Below are 17,997 nucleotides of genomic sequence, written 5' to 3'. Positions count from 1 at the left end.
GGCTCACTCCGCGTCGCGGTCCCGCCGAAGCTCCCTGACGCCCAACAGCACGTACGCCGCGCCGACGAGCCGGAGGAACGTATCGAACCCCGGCCGCCACTCGACCGCGTCCGGGTCCTCGTAGAGGAGCCGCGGCGCGATCGCGCGGTACGCCCGCGGAACGACGAGGAGGACGGTTCCGAAGGCGCTGGTGACGTACATCGCCAGGGCGTAGGCCCGGCCGCCGATCAGGGCGAGCGCGACGACGGCAACGCCTTCGGCCCGCAGCGTCGGGCGCGTTCCCCGTCTCGGTTCGACGTCGTCCGGGTTCTCGACGGCGACGCGTTCGAAGGCGGCGACGATACGGTCCGGGACCAGCACCGTGAGCGCACCGAGCGCGCCGATAATTGCTCGGATCATGGTCGGAAATACGCGACGGGGCTCATTAGTCGCCCCCACGGTTCTCTCGCTTTGAGAAGGTCGGTTCAGTCGTCGCCGTCCATGTCGAGCGAGCGCTTCTCGCCCAGCTCCGATTCGAGGCTGCCGCGCTCCCAACTCCTGACCGCGTCGCCCTCGACCTCGGCGCGCAGTTTCTCCTCTAAGAGGTTCACCGCGACGCTGTTGGCGCCCTCCGGGATGATCACGTCGGCGTGTTTCTTCGAGGGCTCGATGAACTGCTCGTGCATCGGCTTCACCGTCGAGAGGTACTGGTCGATGACGCCCTCCAGGTCGCGGCCGCGCTCGATCACGTCCCGGCGGATCCGGCGCAGGATCCGCACGTCGGCGTCCGTCTCGACGAACAGCCGGAGGTCCATCATGTCGTTTATCTCCTCGTCGTACAGCGCGAGGATGCCCTCTAACACGATCACGTCCGTCGGCTCGACCGTGACGCGCTCGTCCTCGCGGTTGTGGATCTCGAAGTCGTACTGGGGCATCTCGACGGACTGGCCCTCCAAGAGGGCCTCCAAGTGCTCCCGGAGGAGCTCCCACTCGAACGCCGAGGGGTGGTCGTAGTTGACCTCCTGGCGCTCTTCGAACTCGAGGTGCGAGAGGTCCTCGTAGTAGTTGTCCAGCGGGATCCGGGTGACGCTGTCGCCGAGGTCGCGGGTGACGAGCCGGGAGACCGTCGTCTTCCCGGCGCCCGTCCCCCCCGCGATCCCGATCACGAACGAGGGAATGGCCATATCGCAGTTCGAACGTCGGAGGGTTTGAACGCTCTCTTTTCCTCGCCGCGTGCGGTCCTCGTCACCGCCGCGCACGTTTCGGCTTCGCCGCCGCGGACGCGACGCGTCTCCCCACCGCACGCCCCGTTTCCGTCCTGCGTGCGAACCGATCGCATGTCTACGACCGGCGCGGATAAAACGCTACCGGGGGCACCTTTTAGCCGGTTGGAGCGGATCCGAGTCGTATGCGAACAGACACCACGGTCCGCGACGTGATGCACCGCGAGTTCCTCGGCGTCAGCGAGTCTGACTCGCTCCCGGAGGCGGCCGAACTGCTGGTCGACGAGGAAACGAACTGCTTGGTCGTCGTGCGCGGCGGCGAGCCGGTCGGGCGGTTGGAGTCCCGCGACGCGCTCGACGCGCTGCTGGACGCGATCGGCGTCTCCGACGAATCGGCGGCGGCGTCCTCTGAACACCTCACCGTCGGCGACGTAATGGGCCCGCCGCTGCCGGCGGTGTCGCCGGACGACTCGCTGGCGGCCGTCGAGGAGCGGCTCGTCTCGGAGGGGGCGGACCGCGTCGTCGCGGTCGACGACGGGGAGGCGGTCGGCGTGGTCACGGACGGCGACGCGCTCGCCGCGGGCGCCCCGCGGACCGGCGCCGGCGCCGAGGGGTTCGGTGACGAGAGCGCGGCCGGCACCCCCCGATCGGAGGGGGCGGTGCTGTCGACCGCGGCCGCCGCGGACTCCGACGCGGAGCGCGGCGCCGAGGCGACGATGGACCCGGAGGCCGCGGAGCGCGCCGCGGCCGCGTCGCGTGACGAGGCCGCCGGCACCGACGGCGGGGCCGACTCGGTCGCGGGCGCGCCGAGCGGGACCCCGACGCAGGGGGTCTGCGAGAACTGCGGCGCGCTCGTCCCCGACCTCGTCACTGCGAACGGGCAGGCGGTCTGCCCGAACTGCCGCGAGATCTGAGCTGGCCTCGAAGCGCCCGGTTCGCCGGCCGGCAGCCTCAACAGGCCCCGAGCCGAAGGCGATCGCATGGGCGAGACGGACGCGCGGATCGAGCCGGCGACCGCCGACGACGTCGACGCGGTCACCGACATGTGGGTGGCGCTCGCGGCCGGCCAGCGCGAGCACGGCGCCACGCTCCGCGCCGAGGCGAACCGCGCGACGGTCCGCAAGTGGGTCGCGCAGTCGGTCGTCACGGGCGACCTGCTCGTCGCTCGCGATCCGAACCCAGCGGTGGAGGCGGACGGCGAGGGCGACCGGGAGCCCCGGCCGGTCGGCTTCGTCGGCTTCTCGCTGGAACGCGGCGACTACGAGCGCGACGCCGTCCGCGGGACCGTCAGCAACCTGTTCGTACTCCCGGAGCGGCGCGGGGAGGGCGTCGGCGCGGCGCTGCTCGACGCGGCCGAGCGCGCGCTCGACGAGGCGGGCGCCGACCGCGTTGCGCTGGAGGCGCTCGCCGACAACGACCGCGCCCGAGAATTTTACGCGGAGCACGGCTACGACCGCCACCGCGTCGAACTCACGAAGTCGCTGGGCGACGAGGGCAGCGAGGAGAGCGGAGAGGACCCCGAACCCGCGGCCGAAAGCGACTGACGCCGGCCGGGTTCGCGGAAAGCGACACGCACACATAGGAGGACCGAGTACGACCGCACGCGCCAGGGGAGCATGGGTGGTTCATGCACTCGACTTGTAATCGAGACTTCCGGGGTTCAAATCCCTGCCCTGGCTTCCCGCGGAGGGGCAGAATCCGATTGCGGAACCGTTCCTCGGACATTTCTTAAGTAGCCCCGACGCCCACGTCGGGTATGGACTCGTCGGACCGCGCGCTGCTCGGCGTCGCCGGAATCGTCGGCGCGCTCGTGATCGCGGTCGCGGTCGCCGGCGGTGCCCTCTTCGGCTTCGACGAGTCGGTCGCGCGCCCCCTCCGCCTCCTCGCGGTCGAGCCGCTCACGTGGATCGTGATCGCGGCCCTGCTCGTCGCCGTCGTGGGGAACGCCTACATCGAGTAGCGACCTGAGCGCACGCGCCGACTCCGAGCGGGAACCCGCCTCAGCGCACGACCGTGACCGGCACCGGCGACCGCTGGAACACCGTCTTGGCCACGTTGCCGACGAGCAGGCGGTCCGCGAGCGACCCGCTGTGGGTGCCCAACACGACGACGTCGAACTCCTCGGCGTGCTCGATGATCTGGCGCGCGGGCCGTCCCGCCTCCACGATCGTCTCGATCGCCGCGTCGTACTCGGCGGCGATCTCGCGGGCCCGCTCGAACACCGGCTCGGCGGCCTCGCGGATCCCCTCCTCGCCGTCGTCCGACAGGGCGATCCCCACCGCCTGTCCCATCATCGGCGACGCGCCGCCGACGACGTTCAACACGGTGATCTCGGCGTCGGGGTGGCCGTCGAGCGCGTACCGGAGCGCGCGCTCGGAGAGGTCGGAACCGTCCATCGCCACGAGTACGCGCTCTATCATACTGGCAATAGGCGCGGGCAGCAGATAAACGCACGTGGTGGTGTGGGCCGAGCGCCTCGGGCGACCCCGCGCTCACCCGTCCGCGTCCTCGACGCGCTCACCGCCGACGTCCTCGATCGCTCGGACGAGCGCGTCGAGCGCGCGCTCGGCCGCGCACCGCTTCACCGCGTCGCGGTCGCCGTCGAGGACGGCCCGCTCGGCTCGGACGAACGACTCCTCGGTGCCCCACGGCGCGGCGTGCGCGACGCCGAACCAGACGAGCCCGACAGGCTTCTCGTCGGTGCCCCCGGTCGGGCCCGCGATCCCCGTGGTCGCGACCGCCCAGTCCGCGTCGGCTCGGTCCCGCGCGCCAGCCGCCATCTCGCGGACCACGGGCTCGCTCACGGCGCCGTGAGCGTCGAGCGACTCGCGGGAGACGCCGAGCAGCTCGCGCTTGGCGTCGTAGGTGTACGTCACGAACCCGCGGTCGAAGTAGGCGCTCGCGCCCGGCACGTCCGTCACCCGCGACCCGACCAGCCCGCCCGTGAGCGACTCCGCGGTCGCGAGCGTCTCGTCGCCGTCCGCGAGGAGCGCGTTCAGCCGCGCCGCGGGGTCCGTCGTGTCCTCCATGCTCCCTACACCGGGCGGTCGCCCCTGAGGTTTACGCCCCGTGGCGTCGAAAGGCGAGCGTGACCGAAACCGACTGGGACGAGCGCTTCGCGTCGGGCGAGTACCCGCGCGCGCCGGAGCCGTCCCCCGTGCTTCGCGCCTACGAGCCGTCGCTGCCGGGCGGCCGCGCGCTCGACGTCGCGGCCGGCACCGGCCGCAACGCGGTGTTCCTCGCGGACCGCGGCTACGACGTCGACGCGCTCGACGCCTCGGCGGAGGGGCTCCGGATCGTCCGCGAGCGCGCCGCGGAACGCGGGGTCGCCGACCGAGTCGAGACGGTTCGGGCGGACGTCTCGACGTACGGGTTCCCGACCGAGGCGTACGACCTCGTGGCGATGAGCTACTTCCACACGCTCGACCGGTTCGCGGACCTCGTCGAGTCGCTCGCGCCGGACGGCTACCTCTTCGTGGAGGGGCACCTCCGGTCGGCGGCGCCGTCGCCGTCGGGGCCGAGCGACGACCGGTACCGGTTCGCGGCGAACGAGCTGCTCCGCGCCGGGCTCGGGCTGAGCGTGCGGTACTACGACGAGACGACGGCGGAGCGCCCCGGCGACCGCCGGCGCGCGACGGCGCGGCTGCTCGCACAGAAGTCGAGCGGCGGCCGGCAGTCGTATCCGACGCGCCCGGACGAGCCGGCTCGGTGGCCGGCCGGGGAACGAGACGCGTGAGCGACGACGGCTCCGCGTCGCCCGCGGCGGTCCTCCGATCGGTCGTGGCGCGCGCGGTCGACGCCGACCTCGCGGAACTCGACGGGCGGATCGCTGTCGTCGAGCGGGGGAGCCAATCGACTCGCGGGGAGGCGGCCGGGAGCGACTCCGCGACCCCCGCGGAGCGGCTCGCCGAACTCCTCGGCGAGGCGGACAGCGTCGTCGCCGTCGTCCCGCGGCTCGACGCCGACCTCGCCCGTCGGCTCAACGCGTCGCTGAAGGTCGGAGACGGCGGAACGGACGGAGGGACCGACCCCAGCGCGCCGCGGTCGGCCCGCGTCGTGTTCACCGGGTCCGCGGCCGACCGCCTCTCCGGCGCGACGGGACCCGTCGTCAGGCGCGCGCTCGCCGACCGCGGCGTCGACGCGTACCGCCACGACGGCGAGTCGCCGGTGGCGGTGGCCCTCGGCGACGACCGCGCAGCCGTCGGCCTGATCGACGACGCCGGCGTCGCCGCGCTGCTGTGGACGCGAGACCCCACTGTCCGCGAGTGGGCGGCCGCGACCTGCCGACGCTACCTCGACGCGGCCGAGCCGGCGAGCGGCGGCTGAGCGCCCCGAGCCCGACCGCCCGCGACGGTCCCCGCTCCGCTTTTGAGGGTCGGCGCCGAAGGGGGTCGCATGAAAGCGCTACTGCTGTTGGCGGCCGGAATCGGCGGACTGCTCGAAGCCGTCGCGCCGCGGCGCGCCGTCGCGCTCTGGACGCGCGCGCTCTACCGGAACGCCGGCGAGGCGGAGCCGCGCGACTGGACGTACGCGGCCGCGAAGGCCGAGGGTACGCTGGTCGCCGCCGCGGCGCTCGTGGGGCTGTTCCGGCTCGCGACCGCGGACGACGCCGCGGCAGGTGACGAGGCGGACGGGCGCGACGACGACGCCGACGCGGACGCGGCGTGAGCCGATAGGCTGCCGGCGTCGCCCCGACCCACCCGAACGTATATCTGGCGGCCCTCGGTACAACTTCGCATGTCGGAGCCTCCCGTGGACTCCGGGTCGGAGGACGCGTCGACGGTTCGGGTGCTTCACGTCGACGACGACCCGGACTACCTCGATCTGACAGCGACCTACCTCGAACGGATCGACGAGGCGTTCGAGGTGAGCTCCGAGACGGACGTCGGCGACGCGCTCGACGCGCTGGAGACCGAGCCCATCGACTGCGTCGTCTCGGACTACGACATGCCCGGAACGGACGGGCTGACGCTCCTCCAGCGGGTCCGCGACCGCGGTATCGAGGTCCCCTTCGTCCTGTTCACCGGGAAGGGGAGCGAAGAGATCGCGAGCGAGGCCATCTCGGCGGGGGCGACGGATTACATCCAGAAGGTCGGCGGCAACGACCAGTACGAGGTGCTGGCCAACCGGGTGCGCAACGCCGTCGACCAGCACCGGTCGCGGGTCGCGCTCGCCGCCAGCCAGGAGCGGCTCTCGCGGTTCATCGACCAGTCGCCGCTGGGGACGATCGAGTACGACGCCGACTTCCGGATCGTCCGGGTGAACCCCGCCGCGGAAGAGATCCTCGGCTACGACGAGTCCGAACTGCTCGGCGGCACGTGGCTCCCGTTCGTTCCCGAGCCGGAGCACCGACACGTGGCGGCGCTCGAACGCGACCTCCTCTCCGATAAGGGCGGCTACCAGAGCGTCAACGAGAACGTCCGCAGCGACGGCGAGCGGATCCGCTGCGCGTGGCACAACCAGGTCGTGACCGACGCCGAGGGGGCGGTGATCGGCGTGTTCTCGCAGTTCGAGGACGTCACCGAGGCGGAGGCGCGCAAACGTGAGATCGAACGGTCGAACGCCGTGCTGTCGACCGCGCTCGACGCGCTCCCGGTGGGGATGCTCGTCGAGGACGCGGACCGACGGGTGATCCGAGTGAACGAGCGGCTGTACGAGCTGTTCGGCGTCGAGGGCGACCCGGAGGCCGCCGCCGGCCGCGACTGCGAGGCGCTCGCCGCCGAACTGAGCGAGCGGTTCGCCGACCCGGAGGGGTTCGTCGAACGGATCGAGCGGATCGTCGGGAGCCGGCGCCCGATCGACGGCGAGCGGCTCGCGCTCGCGGACGGGGACACGCTGATTTTGACCTATCGGCCGATCGACCTGCCGGACGGAGACGGTCACCTGTGGGCCTACCGGCGGGCGCGTTCGTCCGAGCGAGCAGACTGATTCAGTCGTTCGCGGAGTCGGCCTCGGCGCTCTCGAACGGGCGCTCCTCGTCGGGGCGGTCCCCGGTCAACAGCACGTGGCAGTCGCGACACCGCGCCTCGTAGGACTCTTCGGCGCCGACGAGGATCGTCGGGTCGTCGACGTGTGCGGGCTCGCCCTCGATGAGCCGCTGGTTCCGGGAGGCGGGCTCGCCGCAGACCGAGCAGATGGCCTGCAGCTTGTCGACGTACTCGGCGGTCGCCATGAGCTGCGGGAGGGGATCGAACGGCTCGCCGCGGAACGTCTGGTCCGTCCCCGAGACGATCACGCGGCTGCCGCGGTCCGCGAGGGCGTTACAGACCTCGATGAGCGCCTCCGAGAAGAAGTTCGCCTCGTCGATCGCGACGACCTCGGCGGGGTCGTCGTCGAGGATGTCGAGCGGGCCGTCGCCCTCGTTGTCGACGACGGTGGCCTCCCACTGCCGGCCCGTGTGGCTGCCGATCGTCGCCTCGCCGTAGCGGTCGTCGATCGCGGGCGTGTAGACGGCGACCGACTGGCCGGCGATTTCGGAGCGCCGGAGCCGCCGGAGCAGCTCCTCCGTCTTGCCCGAGAACATCGACCCGGAGATGACCTCGATCCACCCGGATCGAGTGATGGCGTGCATACCCGATCGGGCCGGAGCCAGCGACTAAACCGTTTCTCTCCGGGGTCAGAACCCGGTCGCGACCGCGACGGCGACGGCGGCGACGAGGATGTACGTCGCCGCGGAGACGGCCCAGTCCCGCCGGATCGGTCCGAGCCGCTGGCGCGGGAGCCCGCGCGCGCGCGGGAGCGGGACGAGCGCGAAGAAGCCGACCATCAGCGCGAACTGCGCGACGCCGGCGACCACCACTGCGACGGCGACCCCGACGCCGAGCGCCGCCTCCACCGCCGCGACGAGGCCGACGAACAGCAGTCCCGAGCCGCCGCCGGCGACGTAGTGGACCCACGTCGCCAGCCGCTCGGGCGCGTCGTCCACCGGGGTGTCCGTGAGCACCCCCGCGGCGACCTTCGGCGCCGTCGCTCCCTCGGGGAGCCGCGCCATGGCCACGTCCATCGCCAGCGTCGCCACGAGTCCGACGACCGGCCCGAGCGCGAGGCCGGCGAGCAGCGAGAGCGTCGTCATGGGAGGAGGGAGGGACGGAAGCGGTTTCACTCCGTCGGCGGCGGAAACGGGTCGGGAGCCCCGAGCCGTCGGCGCCTCAGTCGTCGCGCGGGACGACGGGCTCGCCGCCGATCACGACGCGCGAGACGTCGGCGTGGCCGGCGCGCCTGACGACCGCGCGGACGAGGTCGCGCGCACCGGCGAGGTTGTCGGAGTCGCCGTCGAGGACGAGCAGGTCCGCGTCCGCGCCGGGCTCGATCGCGCCGCGGTTCAGCCCGGCTATCTCTGCGCCGTTGACCGTCGCCATTCGCAGTATCTCCCGGGCGGGGAGGTCGGACAGCTTCGCCGCGAACTCCATCTCGCGGAACATCGACGGCGAGTCGGTCATCACGTTGTCGGTGCCCAGCGCGACCGTCGTCCGCTCGGCCAGCTCGCGGAGCGGCGGGACGCCGACGTTCGTCACGAGGTTCGAGCGCGGGCAGACGACCACAGGCGTGCCGCGGTCGTCGAGCCGTTCGAGGTGGATCCCCTCGGCGTGGACCATGTGGACGAGGAAGTCGGGATCGAGGTCCATCGCGGCGTTGATGTCGTCTGCGTCGCGCTCGCCCGCGTGGATCCCGAACAGCTTTCCGGCCTCGCGCGTCGCCGCCCGGACCGCGTCGAAGTCGGCGTCGCGGGCGCCGGAGGCGCCGTACCCGTCCGCAACCGAGAGCACGTCGGGGTCGTCGCGGCCGAAGACGACCCCCTCGATCGCGCGCTCGCCGAACCCGACCCCCTCGCCCGCGAGCGCGTCGCGGAGCGCGCTCACGCCGTCGACGCCGCCCTCGCGGAACTCCAGGAACGTCCCCGTGCCCGTCGACTCCATGTACCGCAGGGTGCGCGCCATCGCGGCCACCTTCTCCCCGTGGTCCGCCGCCCGGAGGAGGCGGTGTTTCAGCCCGTCCGGCGGCGCGACGAGCTCGTCGAGCGAGAGGCCCTCGCCCGCCTCCTTGGCGATCGAGTCGCCGATGTGGGTGTGCGCGTTGACGAACGCCGGGAGGATCACCTCGTCGCTCTCGACGGACTCCTGCTCGACCCGGACGATCTCGCCGTCCGCGACGACGACCCGGCCCTCGACCGGCTCGAAGTCGGGGCCGACCAGCACCGTCCCCTCCAGATGCATACCGGAGGCTCGCCAGCCCGAGGTTAAAACGTCACGGGAAGCAACCCCGCTCGGCGGCCTCAGCGCCCGTCGAGTCGGGCCCAGAACCCGAGCGTCTCGGGGAGGAGCGCCCGCGGGGCGGCGGCCGCCGCGGCGTCGCCCTCGCTCGTCGTCTCGCCGTCCTCGGGCTCCGGTTCGACGACGCGCTCGACGGCGAACCCCGCGTCCACGAGGGCGCGGTGGAGCTCGGAGACGGTGCGGTCGAACGCGACCAGCTCCGCGTCGTACGACTCGTCGACCTCGATCTCCCGCCGAGGGGACGCGTGGTACCCCCGGCGCGGGCCGCCGCCGTCCGGGTCGATCAGCTCCCGAAACGGGTGCATCACCGCCATGTAGAACGCGCCGCCCGGCCGGAGGACGCGGCGCGCCTCGCGCACGGCGGCGTCGAGGTCCGCCACGAGCTGGAACGCCGCCTCCGAGAACGCCGCGTCGAAGGCGTCGTCGGCGAGCGGGACGCCGGTCGCGTCCCCCTGAACGAACTCGGCGTCGACGCCGTAGTGGTCCCGGAGGCGCCGTGCGTGTCGGAGCTGCTCCTCCGAGATGTCGACGCCGACGGCCCGGCCGGCGCCCGCCAGCGCGGTGCCCACGGTCCCCTGTCCGCCGCCGCAGCCCAGCTCGACGACCGCCGCCTCCTCGATCGGCGGCGGATACTCGGCGCCGGTGGCCGCGTGGCCGTCGGAGTCGAACGGGGTCGGCGCGGGCGGCGATCCCCCCTCGTCGGTGTCGGCGTTCCACAGCGCTTGGAACGCGTCGCTCCACTCGTTCCAGAGGCGGCGGTTCTCGCGGTGCGCGTCGGTCACGCCGGCACGTCGAACGGGGTCGGCATAAACCTCACTCGAACTCGTCGAGCGTCGTCGGCATCGCGCCGCGCACCTCGGTCACGAGCCCGTCGGGGTCGAGGCCGAGCACGTCCGCGGCCGCGCGGCCGACGCGGTCGGTCGCCGGCTCGGGGGCGTACACGCCGAGGCGCCACTGGTTTCGCTGCGCGGTCCGGAGCGCGGAGACCAGCGGCGACTGCCGTTCGAGCCGCCGTATCTCGCCGTTGACGGTGACGCGCGCGGTCGACTCGCGCATCGTCGGCTCGGGCGGCACGTCGAGGATCACGTGATCGCGGGCGACGCCGGCCTCCGCGGCGATCTCGCGTTCGAGGGCGGTCTCGGCCGCGCGGTCCGCGTCGTGGACGCGGTCGGGGACGTCGTCGTACTCGGCCCACACCGCCAGCTTGTACAGGTCGCGCTCGTCGTAGCGGCGGGAGAGCTCGGCGGTCGCCCGGCAGTCGCGGACCGCGGCGAGGAAGTCGTGGTCGTCCATCCGGCGCAGCTCGGCGGCCGTCGTCGCGGTCGCGTCGAGGAGCTCGCTCGCGGCCCGGCGCAGCATCGCCTTCGAGATGCGCGCGACGTGGTGGGTGTAGACGACCGGGTTCATCAGCGCGCGGGCGAGCAGGAGGCTCTCGGCGGTCTGGACGTTCCCCTCGTCCAAGACGAGCTCCGGGCCGTCGCGATCGGGTCCGCCCCCGCCGTCGCCGTCCGCGCCAGCGCCGCGCTCGACGAACGTTAACTCGCGGACGAACCGCTCGGTGTCGATGGTGCCGTACGGGACGCCCGTGTGGTAAGCGTCGCGCACGAGGTAGTCCATCCGGTCGACGTCGAGCTCGCCCGAGACGAGGCCGGCGTACGAGCCCTCGCCGGCGACGATTTCGGCGATCCGGTCCGGGTCGAGGTCGTGGTCGCGCAACACCTCGCCGACCGCGCCGGTCGCGAGCAGCTCGTCGACGTCGTCGTGGTACTTCCCGGTGCGGCGGTGGGTGAGCGATTCGAGGTTGTGGCTGAAGGGTCCGTGACCGACGTCGTGGAGCATCGCCGCCGCCTCGATGCGGTCGGCCCGTTTCCCCTCGATCCCGAGGTGGTCGAGCGCGCGGCTCGCGAGGTGGTAGACGCCGAGGCTGTGTTCGAACCGGGTGTGGTTCGCGGAGGGGTAGACGAGCTGGACCGTCCCGAGCTGTTTGACGTGGCGGAGCCGCTGGAGGGCGGGGGTGTCGACGAGGGCCGCGGCGACACCGTCGATCTCGATGTGGTCGTGGACGGTGTCCTTGACCGTGATCATGCGTTTGCCTTCGGCGGCACGGGATAAAAGGCTGGGAGTGTCGCCCGTGTCGGGGGAGCGGCGCCGCGGGCCGCTGTCCTCGCGGGCCGACTCTGCCCCCGACCGATTCCGTCGCCCGCGAATTTGCGGCACGATTTAACATCCGGCCCCGCGAACGGTCGCGTATGTACGACGTACTCATCGGCGTCGGGCTCGACGACGAATCGCGGGCGACGGCACAGGCCGAAGCGGTCGTCGACCTGCCGGGCGACTCCGACGAGGTGACCGCACACCTCTGTCACGTCTTCCAGGATAACCCGGAGGGGGCGTCGGTCCACCAGCTCGGGACCGTGCGGCGCGCCCGGGAGATCCTGGAAGACGCCGGCGTGAACTGCGTCCACCACGAGGCGAGCGGCGATCCGGGCGAGGAGCTCATCGCTGCCGCGGACGCCGCCGACGTCGACCTCATCTGCGTGTCGGGCCGCAAGCGGAGCCCGGCCGGCAAGGCGGTCTTCGGTAGCACCACGCAGACGGTCGTGTTGAACGCGGACCGACCCGTGTTGACCGTCCCGGTGTCGGCCGGGGACTGAGTCGACGCAGAAGCGGCGGGCTCGGGGGCCGACGTCGCCCGCGACGCTCAGGCAGAGGGCCGTCCCGTCGCGCGCAGTCCCAGAACGTCCCGCGCCGCGGCCGCGACGGCGTCGACGCGTTCGGCCGGGCAGTAGACGCCGAGCGTCCAGCGGCGGCGCTCGGCCGCCCGGAGCCCGGTCACGAGCTCGGAGGCGTCCTCCAGCCGCTGGGGGACGCCGTCGACGACGACCGCGGAGCCGGCCTCCTTGAGCGCCGGGCGCGAGGGGATGTCGACGAGGACCGCGTCGCGGTCGACGCCGACGGCGTCCGCGATCTCGCGCTCGGCGGCCCGCTCCTCCGCGCGTCCCGCGTCGACCGTCCCCGCCGGCACCTCGTCGATCCCGGCCCAGACGGCGCGCTTGTAGAGGTCGCGCCGCTCGATGCGCTCGCCGAGCCCCGGGACGCGGTCGCGGAGCGCGACGAGGAGGTCGTGATCGGCCATCCGGCGGAACGCCTCGACGTCCGTCCCGGTGCGGTCGAGGTACCGCTCGCAGGCGCGCTCCAGCATCGCGCCCGCCACCCGGGAGACGTGGTGGCGGTAGACGACGGCGTTCATGAGCGAGCGCGCGACGAGCAGGCTCTCGGCGGTGGCGACGTTCCCCTCGTCCAAGACGAGGTCGGCGGCCGCCCCGCTCCCGTCGCCGCCGATCAGCCGGAGCTCGGTGACGAGCCGGCCGGTGTCGACGGTGCCGTACGGGACGCCGGTGTGGTGGGCGTCGCGCACGAGGTAATCCATCCGGTCGACGTCGAGCTCGCCCGAGACGAGGGGGCCGAGCGCGCCCTCGCCGTCTATCAGGGCGGCGACGCGCTCGGGATCGAGCCCGTTGCGTTCGAGGACCTGACAGACCTCGCGGTCCGCGTCGGTAAGCAGCCACCGCACGTCGTCGTGGTCGCGCCCGGTCGCGCGCCGGATTATCCCCTCGGTCTGGTGGCCGTACGGCCCGTGCCCGACGTCGTGTAGCATCGCCGCGGCCCGGACGTGCGCGGCCGTGTCGTCGTCGACGCCGAGCCCCTCGATCGCGCTGCGCGCGAGGTGGTAGACGCCGAGGCTGTGCTCGAACCGCGTGTGGTTCGCGGAGGGGTAGACGAGCCGGACCGTGGACAGCTGTTTGATGTGTCGCAGCCGCTGGAACGCCGGCGTGTCGACCAGCTCGGCGGCGACCTCGCCGAGCCGGACGTGGCCGTGGACGCTGTCCTTGATCGCCTTCATTGGCGGACGGTCGCTCCGCGCCGGATTGGTCGTTTCGCCTCGGCGACGGGGTGGACGGAAGTCACTCGTCGACGACGTCGATCCCGAACCGCTCTTCGAGCGCGCGCACGACGGACCCGCCCACGTTGGCCGTCGCGGCCCGCCCGTCCTCGACCGCGAGGAGGTCGTCCTCGTCGACCCCGAGCTCGGCGGCGACTTCCTCGACGGTCAACCCGGCGTCCTGTCGCGCCTCGGTGACGACGTCGCCGTAGCCGGAGACGAGGTACGGGAGGCGGTCCGCCTCGTAGCTCGTCCCCTCCTCCTCCCAGCGCTTCGAGTCGCCGGTCGCGGAGTCGTACATCTTCGCCTGCTTCCGGGCGAGCTCCTTGTTCCGGCTCTCGGTCGCCCCTGAGCCCGAGTCGCCGCCGGCACCGCCGGGGCTCCCGCCGGAACTGCCGCCGCGCGACCCGCCGCCGCCGCTCGGCGCGTTGCCGGCGTCGTCGTGGGGCCGGCAGTTCGAGCACACGAGCAGCTTCGCGCCGGCGACCGTCGCCTTCCGGAGGTCAGTGGTCTCGCGACCGCAGAGCTCGCACGCGTCGCCGTCGCCGCCGCCGCCGCCGCCGCCCGTCGAGTACTTCGGCATACCCCGTGTAGTGGTCCGGACCGTTAAAAAGTCGTGGAGGCGGGGCTCGTCGCGGCCGCCGTCGTCGACACCGCTCCGGAGTCGTCTCTCGCGGCGGGGGTCACGGGCCGAGGTACCCCCACACCTGAAGGCGGTCGCCGTCGCCGTCGACCCAGCGCTCGCCGATGTCGTCGCGGTAGTACATGTTGGGCATCACGACGTCGTCGATCCGGCCGTACGCCTGTTCTCGCGCCGCGCCCATCGTCTCTCCCTTGCCGGTGACGACGACGGGCATCCCGCTCTCGCCGGCGACGCGCCACTGGCCGTCGACCTGTTTCGTGTCCTCCAAGTGGATCCCCGTTCGGTCCTCGGTCTCGAAGACGACCGCCGCGTTCCGGGAGTTCTCGTCGTACGTCTGCTCGTCGTCGAACGGGAACGGCGGCAGGACGACCCTGACGGCGACCTGGTAGCCGCCGTGGACCTCGGGATCGGGCTTGTTCCCGTGCGCGAGGTCGCGGAAGAACTCCGCGGTGGACGACTCGATCGACTCCTCCTGTAACGCGATGGTCGGATAGCCGAACCGCGGGGTGAACTCCAGCGGGTAGATACCCGTCTCGTTGACGATGCAGTTGATGTCGATGCTGCCGACGTACCCCTCGTCGGAGAGCCATCCCTCGATCTTGCCGAAGGTCTCCTGGAACAGCCTGTTTTTCCCCGCCCAGAACATCGAGGTCCCCATCTCCCCGGTCGACGGGCCGATGTTTCCCGGGAACAGCTTCTTGTGCTCGCAAACGTGAGATCTAATATGGATTTTAAAATCAAAATACGGTATTTCAGGCTTCCTATCGCTGAAATTCCCGATATAAGGTTTTCAGCCTGATTTCCCCTTAAGTACCCCTCAGGGAAGAAATCACGATTTCAGAAATCGTAATTTCCGACACAGAGAGAAACCGCTGGAATACTCTGGGGCCCACCGATGACTACGAAACCGTGTAGACATATGTGACGATGCTTCATCCTTCAAGAGGTTAGATCTACTCACTACTGAGAGAAGTGAGTAGCAGGGAGTGGCGATAATTTAAAGGAATTCGTCGACGGTGACGTCTCTCCAGTCGGGGAGGACGTTGTTAAATTCCTCTCGACGGAAGATGCCGTCTCTCGTTCCGAACACCGCCCGGATATCATCCAGATTCAGATACGGTTCCCGGAGACGAAGTACCATGAGTTCCTCAAGTAGCTCAGCGCTAAGGAATACGATACTCTCTACGGCGGTTGTCTCTCTAAGCTCGCGGAGCGTGCCCTGATCGGGATTGGTGAACGTCGAGGATACGATGGCGAAGTAGATGCGACGAACGCCTTGATCGCGCAACTGCCGGGCGTGCGTCTCGATGTACTCTCGAATCGCTCGGTCGTCCGTGGCGATAGAGTAGCCGTCACCGCGGACTTTCGCGTCATAGATGATGGCGTAGTCGTTTCGAACGGCGGTAGCGATACCGTCGGGCTGACGACCGGAGCCCTGCCCGAGTTCTTCGACGTCGAAGCCGAGGATTCGAAACGCGTGGTGGAGTTTCTCTTCGAAGACGACCGCTAAATCTCTGTCCTGCTTCTCGTATTCTGCTTCAATCTCACTGTCTCGCTCTGCGACAGCGCTCAGGTCAGAGACGATAGGTGGGAGGAAGCTAGCGCGAACGTCTTCTTCCTGCGTTCCTCCCGTCGAATCTTCTGTCTCTTCCTCATCTGCTTCCCACTCTGGGCGGAGTTCTTGCTCCCAGTAGATCGCATTCGAGATGTCTCGGTAGTCCCAGTCGGAGTCGGTCGTTTCTGTGGCACGGTCGATTAACGCGTCCAGTGCTTCGATGAACTCGACGTAGTCTTCTCCGTATTCGCCATCCTGAACGAACCGGTCGTGATCTTCTAAGTAGAGTAGTTGAGACTGGCTCTCTCAATGCATAGAGCCCAGGCCAGTTGCTCGATTTGCCGTCAAGCCGTATGATACTCAGGACCCCCCGCGCACGAACTCAGAAGTTACACGGAGGAAAAGTACGACTGACCGAAACGAAGCAGGTCTCGGTCAAATTCGTCCGGGTCGTCGACTCGAAAGTGGAAGAGCTGATTACGCATATCTCCGATTTCAAGCACTAGCTCGCGAATTACGTCCTGTTGATCATCGAAGAGTGATTCAAATTCCCCCCAGTGAATCGAGATGAACTGTGCGTAGTGTGCGTAACTGCAGTGCTCGATTGACGCCGGTGTTGGTAGTGGGTGTTCCTCGTCGAACGTTTCGGCCAACTGCTCCGACAGCGAATCCCCAAACACTCGCGTGAACATATCACGCAACTGCATCTCGATCGACTCAATCAGCAGAAACGGTTCGAGCATCTGTTTCAGTCGCGTCAGGAGGTCGTAGTCGGTCAGAATCCGCCACTCGTCGTCTCGATTGACCACGATGTACGTGTATTCTGCGAGCGAATCGAATACGGCGAGGAGGTTCTCATCTTCGCTGATGGTGTGTGCATCTTCGACGGCCGCTCCGACCGAGATCTTATCGAGCGTTTTGTGTCCGACCTCCAGCCGCTGGAATGCAAGGAGGGTCCGGACCACGGACCTGTAAGTGACAATCCCGACGAGTTCGCCGTCACGTTCGACACCGATCTGGGTGTAGCTGTTCTCGAACATCCGACGGAGCGCCGATTCGAGCCCGAGGTCATATTCGACGGTCTGGAGGGTGTTTTCGATGGGCAGGTCAGCGATTGTGTACATGGATGCTCAGAACGTTGGCCCGTAGCTAACTATGCGTTTCCGTCCGTATCCAAACGACCGCTTTGTCCAGGTAGTATTCGATGTCTCTAGGTGTTGGTCGGTAAGATGCGTCTCCGGATAGACGATCCGGATATAGTACGAGGACTCCTACGGTCGCTGCTGTTCGTCACGCAAGCCCAGGACACACCTGTCGTCCTGAACGAGACCTATGATGAGGTTGAGGAGGCACTGATAGACACGGTTATCACTGGATTGTTCGCAGATGAATCGATGTCTTCTACTGTCTGATACGGAAATTCAGGTTAGTGAACGGTGAGTATTCGCCTACCGCGCTCAGCGGTTATAAAGGGAATCCACGCTGAATGTCCCGCATTTCAGGGCGTGGTAGGTTACAGTGTGAATCTGTCAGGTACCCGTGTCATTAATTGAGTGCGTCGTAATTAGTAGCTCAGCTCTGTTAGTCGTGTACCGTTACAGTCACATCGGCGAACTCTTGTAGACGCGTTACGTCGACAGTCTCTGACAGGGTGTCGAGAGCCAGAGCAGCCTCATCTCGCCGCTGTTCTGCATACTGACGGAATTGTGACTCATCGAACGTGGGCGGGACAACCATCGCCTCGGTTGGATCCATATCGAGCACGTAGTTGATCTGTCGGGCGGTACTGAGCCCGCGACCGAGTCGTTCGCAGTGTCGGCGAACCGGTTCGTCGACACCAGCCAGTGTCGCTCCAAGGGCCGCCGCACCTTCACCGAGACTCCCCGCAGTGTCATCGAGAAATTTCGCTTGGTTGTGGTCTGTGAATCCGGCCGCGGTGTAGGTGCGCGCAAATGCCTCCGTGACGGTTTCGAGAGCTGTCGTCAGTATCTCGAAACACTCACTCGACGAAGAGTCGGGTCTTGAACCGAGTGACGAAAATGCCGCTGTATACAGATAATCCCCGGCCAGCAGTGCCGCTGTCGGATCCAGCGTAAGCGAATGCGCGTGTTTATTAGTGAGAGTGAGGAGTAGCCGATTTCGGAGACGAACGTATCCCCGGAGTAATTCGACTGCGGCGGCGTAAGGAAGGACATCCTCACAGTCCTGGTGATCTGACAGTGAATCGTATACGGTCACCACCAACTGTCCGTACCACCTGTCGGGGCTATCGTCCAGTACATCGTGAACGAGCGGGGGGTTGGCCTCGTCCGCGGTGCTGAGCACCTGTTTAAAGTGGCGCTCGATCTGTGAGGGGTGGACAGGCTCTGTGTCAGTCATAGGTT

Annotated in this window: 22 protein-coding genes, 1 tRNA gene and 1 pseudogene; 9 read left to right on the top strand and 15 right to left on the bottom strand. The window is 69.2% G+C overall.

Annotated features, from left to right (window positions below):
• Positions 1-3: 3 nt before the first annotated feature.
• Positions 4-399, bottom strand: coding sequence for a hypothetical protein (locus C470_RS14600; protein ID WP_007997252.1), 396 nt, complete (start codon positions 397-399; stop codon positions 4-6).
• Between the two features lie 65 nt (positions 400-464).
• The gene (gene udk, locus C470_RS14595) at positions 465-1,163 is read right to left on the bottom strand and encodes a uridine kinase (RefSeq protein ID WP_004598434.1); all 699 of its coding nucleotides are present in this window, start codon (positions 1,161-1,163) and stop codon (positions 465-467) included.
• A gap of 224 nt (positions 1,164-1,387) precedes the next feature.
• Here udk and C470_RS14590 point away from each other — a divergent pair, with 224 nt between their 5' ends.
• The 4 genes from C470_RS14590 to C470_RS14575 all read left to right on the top strand — a co-directional run bounded on the left by C470_RS14590 (position 1,388) and on the right by C470_RS14575 (position 3,162).
• On the top strand, positions 1,388-2,116 hold the full coding sequence (locus tag C470_RS14590; protein ID WP_008368235.1) for a CBS domain-containing protein: 729 nt from the start codon (positions 1,388-1,390) through the stop codon (positions 2,114-2,116).
• A 66-nt stretch (positions 2,117-2,182) separates the two neighbouring features.
• On the top strand, positions 2,183-2,746 hold the full coding sequence (locus C470_RS14585; protein WP_008368234.1) for a GNAT family N-acetyltransferase: 564 nt from the start codon (positions 2,183-2,185) through the stop codon (positions 2,744-2,746).
• Between the two features lie 61 nt (positions 2,747-2,807).
• A tRNA-Thr gene (locus C470_RS14580) sits at positions 2,808-2,881 on the top strand.
• A 77-nt stretch (positions 2,882-2,958) separates the two neighbouring features.
• Positions 2,959-3,162, top strand: coding sequence for a hypothetical protein (locus C470_RS14575; RefSeq protein WP_008368233.1), 204 nt, complete (start codon positions 2,959-2,961; stop codon positions 3,160-3,162).
• Between the two features lie 40 nt (positions 3,163-3,202).
• On the opposite strand, the gene C470_RS14570 is transcribed toward C470_RS14575, so the two are convergent.
• Positions 3,203-3,622, bottom strand: a complete 420-nt coding sequence (locus C470_RS14570; protein WP_049897980.1) for a universal stress protein — start codon at positions 3,620-3,622, stop codon at positions 3,203-3,205.
• Between the two features lie 72 nt (positions 3,623-3,694).
• Positions 3,695-4,231 (bottom strand): CinA family protein, encoded by a 537-nt coding sequence (locus tag C470_RS14565; protein ID WP_007346021.1) that lies wholly within the window; start codon positions 4,229-4,231, stop codon positions 3,695-3,697.
• A gap of 59 nt (positions 4,232-4,290) precedes the next feature.
• Here C470_RS14565 and C470_RS14560 point away from each other — a divergent pair, with 59 nt between their 5' ends.
• The 4 genes from C470_RS14560 to C470_RS14545 all read left to right on the top strand — a co-directional run bounded on the left by C470_RS14560 (position 4,291) and on the right by C470_RS14545 (position 7,130).
• Positions 4,291-4,938 (top strand): class I SAM-dependent methyltransferase, encoded by a 648-nt coding sequence (locus tag C470_RS14560; RefSeq protein WP_004597933.1) that lies wholly within the window; start codon positions 4,291-4,293, stop codon positions 4,936-4,938.
• Positions 4,935-5,528, top strand: coding sequence for a transcriptional regulator FilR1 domain-containing protein (locus C470_RS14555; protein WP_008368232.1), 594 nt, complete (start codon positions 4,935-4,937; stop codon positions 5,526-5,528). The genes C470_RS14560 and C470_RS14555 overlap by 4 nt, the downstream gene beginning before the upstream one ends.
• 69 nt (positions 5,529-5,597) lie before the next feature.
• Positions 5,598-5,870 carry a hypothetical protein gene (locus C470_RS14550; RefSeq protein WP_008368231.1) on the top strand — a complete coding sequence of 91 codons (273 nt, stop codon included), beginning with the start codon at positions 5,598-5,600 and terminating at the stop codon, positions 5,868-5,870.
• 69 nt (positions 5,871-5,939) lie between these two features.
• Positions 5,940-7,130, top strand: coding sequence for a PAS domain-containing response regulator (locus tag C470_RS14545; RefSeq protein ID WP_004597939.1), 1,191 nt, complete (start codon positions 5,940-5,942; stop codon positions 7,128-7,130).
• A 1-nt stretch (position 7,131) separates the two neighbouring features.
• On the opposite strand, the gene C470_RS14540 is transcribed toward C470_RS14545, so the two are convergent.
• From C470_RS14540 to C470_RS14520, 5 genes are all read right to left on the bottom strand, one after another.
• Positions 7,132-7,773 carry a thymidine kinase gene (locus C470_RS14540; RefSeq protein WP_004597941.1) on the bottom strand — a complete coding sequence of 214 codons (642 nt, stop codon included), beginning with the start codon at positions 7,771-7,773 and terminating at the stop codon, positions 7,132-7,134.
• 45 nt (positions 7,774-7,818) lie between these two features.
• Positions 7,819-8,274, bottom strand: a complete 456-nt coding sequence (locus tag C470_RS14535) for a hypothetical protein (RefSeq protein WP_008368229.1) — start codon at positions 8,272-8,274, stop codon at positions 7,819-7,821.
• A gap of 76 nt (positions 8,275-8,350) precedes the next feature.
• A complete protein-coding gene (locus tag C470_RS14530; RefSeq protein WP_008368228.1) occupies positions 8,351-9,415 on the bottom strand; it encodes an amidohydrolase family protein in 1,065 nt (354 codons plus the stop codon).
• 59 nt (positions 9,416-9,474) lie between these two features.
• Entirely contained in the window at positions 9,475-10,254 is a 780-nt protein-coding gene (locus C470_RS14525) for a class I SAM-dependent methyltransferase (protein ID WP_008368227.1), read from the bottom strand.
• Positions 10,255-10,285: 31 nt separating this feature from the next.
• Positions 10,286-11,557 carry an HD domain-containing protein gene (locus tag C470_RS14520; protein WP_008368226.1) on the bottom strand — a complete coding sequence of 424 codons (1,272 nt, stop codon included), beginning with the start codon at positions 11,555-11,557 and terminating at the stop codon, positions 10,286-10,288.
• 164 nt (positions 11,558-11,721) lie between these two features.
• On the opposite strand from C470_RS14520, the gene C470_RS14515 reads away from it, so the two are divergent.
• Positions 11,722-12,126 (top strand): universal stress protein, encoded by a 405-nt coding sequence (locus C470_RS14515; RefSeq protein WP_004597953.1) that lies wholly within the window; start codon positions 11,722-11,724, stop codon positions 12,124-12,126.
• A gap of 47 nt (positions 12,127-12,173) precedes the next feature.
• On the opposite strand, the gene C470_RS14510 is transcribed toward C470_RS14515, so the two are convergent.
• From C470_RS14510 to C470_RS15475, 6 genes and pseudogenes are all read right to left on the bottom strand, one after another.
• Positions 12,174-13,376: an HD domain-containing protein gene (locus C470_RS14510; protein ID WP_008368225.1), complete on the bottom strand. Its 1,203-nt coding sequence runs from the start codon at positions 13,374-13,376 to the stop codon at positions 12,174-12,176.
• Positions 13,377-13,437: 61 nt separating this feature from the next.
• On the bottom strand, positions 13,438-13,998 hold the full coding sequence (locus tag C470_RS14505) for a helix-turn-helix domain-containing protein (RefSeq protein ID WP_008368224.1): 561 nt from the start codon (positions 13,996-13,998) through the stop codon (positions 13,438-13,440).
• A 100-nt stretch (positions 13,999-14,098) separates the two neighbouring features.
• A pseudogene (locus C470_RS14500) lies at positions 14,099-14,764 on the bottom strand (phosphoribosylamine--glycine ligase); the annotation flags it as partial.
• A gap of 291 nt (positions 14,765-15,055) precedes the next feature.
• Positions 15,056-15,526 (bottom strand): restriction endonuclease FokI C-terminal domain-containing protein, encoded by a 471-nt coding sequence (locus tag C470_RS16340; RefSeq protein WP_394295047.1) that lies wholly within the window; start codon positions 15,524-15,526, stop codon positions 15,056-15,058.
• Positions 15,527-16,002: 476 nt separating this feature from the next.
• The gene (locus tag C470_RS14485) at positions 16,003-16,737 is read right to left on the bottom strand and encodes a CBS domain-containing protein (protein WP_008368220.1); all 735 of its coding nucleotides are present in this window, start codon (positions 16,735-16,737) and stop codon (positions 16,003-16,005) included.
• A 457-nt stretch (positions 16,738-17,194) separates the two neighbouring features.
• Positions 17,195-17,992 carry a polyprenyl synthetase gene (locus C470_RS15475; RefSeq protein WP_082226709.1) on the bottom strand — a complete coding sequence of 266 codons (798 nt, stop codon included), beginning with the start codon at positions 17,990-17,992 and terminating at the stop codon, positions 17,195-17,197.
• Between the last annotated feature and the right edge of the window lie 5 nt (positions 17,993-17,997).

It is taken from the genome of Halorubrum distributum JCM 13561, from assembly GCF_000337395.1.
In the GTDB taxonomy this organism is placed as follows: Archaea; Halobacteriota; Halobacteria; order Halobacteriales; family Haloferacaceae; genus Halorubrum; species Halorubrum distributum.
This window is presented reverse-complemented; position numbering and strand designations above follow the sequence as displayed.

Coding starts and splice junctions, on each gene's coding strand:
- C470_RS14565 (WP_007346021.1), bottom strand. CDS start 4,231: ATGGAGGACACGACGGACCCCGCGGCGCGGCTGAACGCGCTCCTCGCG.
- C470_RS14485 (WP_008368220.1), bottom strand. CDS start 16,737: ATGTACACAATCGCTGACCTGCCCATCGAAAACACCCTCCAGACCGTC.
- C470_RS14570 (WP_049897980.1), bottom strand. CDS start 3,622: ATGATAGAGCGCGTACTCGTGGCGATGGACGGTTCCGACCTCTCCGAG.
- C470_RS14585 (WP_008368234.1), top strand. CDS start 2,183: ATGGGCGAGACGGACGCGCGGATCGAGCCGGCGACCGCCGACGACGTC.
- C470_RS14600 (WP_007997252.1), bottom strand. CDS start 399: ATGATCCGAGCAATTATCGGCGCGCTCGGTGCGCTCACGGTGCTGGTC.
- udk (WP_004598434.1), bottom strand. CDS start 1,163: ATGGCCATTCCCTCGTTCGTGATCGGGATCGCGGGGGGGACGGGCGCC.
- C470_RS14540 (WP_004597941.1), bottom strand. CDS start 7,773: ATGCACGCCATCACTCGATCCGGGTGGATCGAGGTCATCTCCGGGTCG.
- C470_RS14530 (WP_008368228.1), bottom strand. CDS start 9,415: ATGCATCTGGAGGGGACGGTGCTGGTCGGCCCCGACTTCGAGCCGGTC.
- C470_RS14590 (WP_008368235.1), top strand. CDS start 1,388: ATGCGAACAGACACCACGGTCCGCGACGTGATGCACCGCGAGTTCCTC.
- C470_RS14550 (WP_008368231.1), top strand. CDS start 5,598: ATGAAAGCGCTACTGCTGTTGGCGGCCGGAATCGGCGGACTGCTCGAA.
- C470_RS14520 (WP_008368226.1), bottom strand. CDS start 11,557: ATGATCACGGTCAAGGACACCGTCCACGACCACATCGAGATCGACGGT.
- C470_RS15475 (WP_082226709.1), bottom strand. CDS start 17,992: ATGACTGACACAGAGCCTGTCCACCCCTCACAGATCGAGCGCCACTTT.
- C470_RS14535 (WP_008368229.1), bottom strand. CDS start 8,274: ATGACGACGCTCTCGCTGCTCGCCGGCCTCGCGCTCGGGCCGGTCGTC.
- C470_RS14575 (WP_008368233.1), top strand. CDS start 2,959: ATGGACTCGTCGGACCGCGCGCTGCTCGGCGTCGCCGGAATCGTCGGC.
- C470_RS14510 (WP_008368225.1), bottom strand. CDS start 13,376: ATGAAGGCGATCAAGGACAGCGTCCACGGCCACGTCCGGCTCGGCGAG.
- C470_RS14505 (WP_008368224.1), bottom strand. CDS start 13,998: ATGCCGAAGTACTCGACGGGCGGCGGCGGCGGCGGCGGCGACGGCGAC.
- C470_RS14515 (WP_004597953.1), top strand. CDS start 11,722: ATGTACGACGTACTCATCGGCGTCGGGCTCGACGACGAATCGCGGGCG.
- C470_RS14545 (WP_004597939.1), top strand. CDS start 5,940: ATGTCGGAGCCTCCCGTGGACTCCGGGTCGGAGGACGCGTCGACGGTT.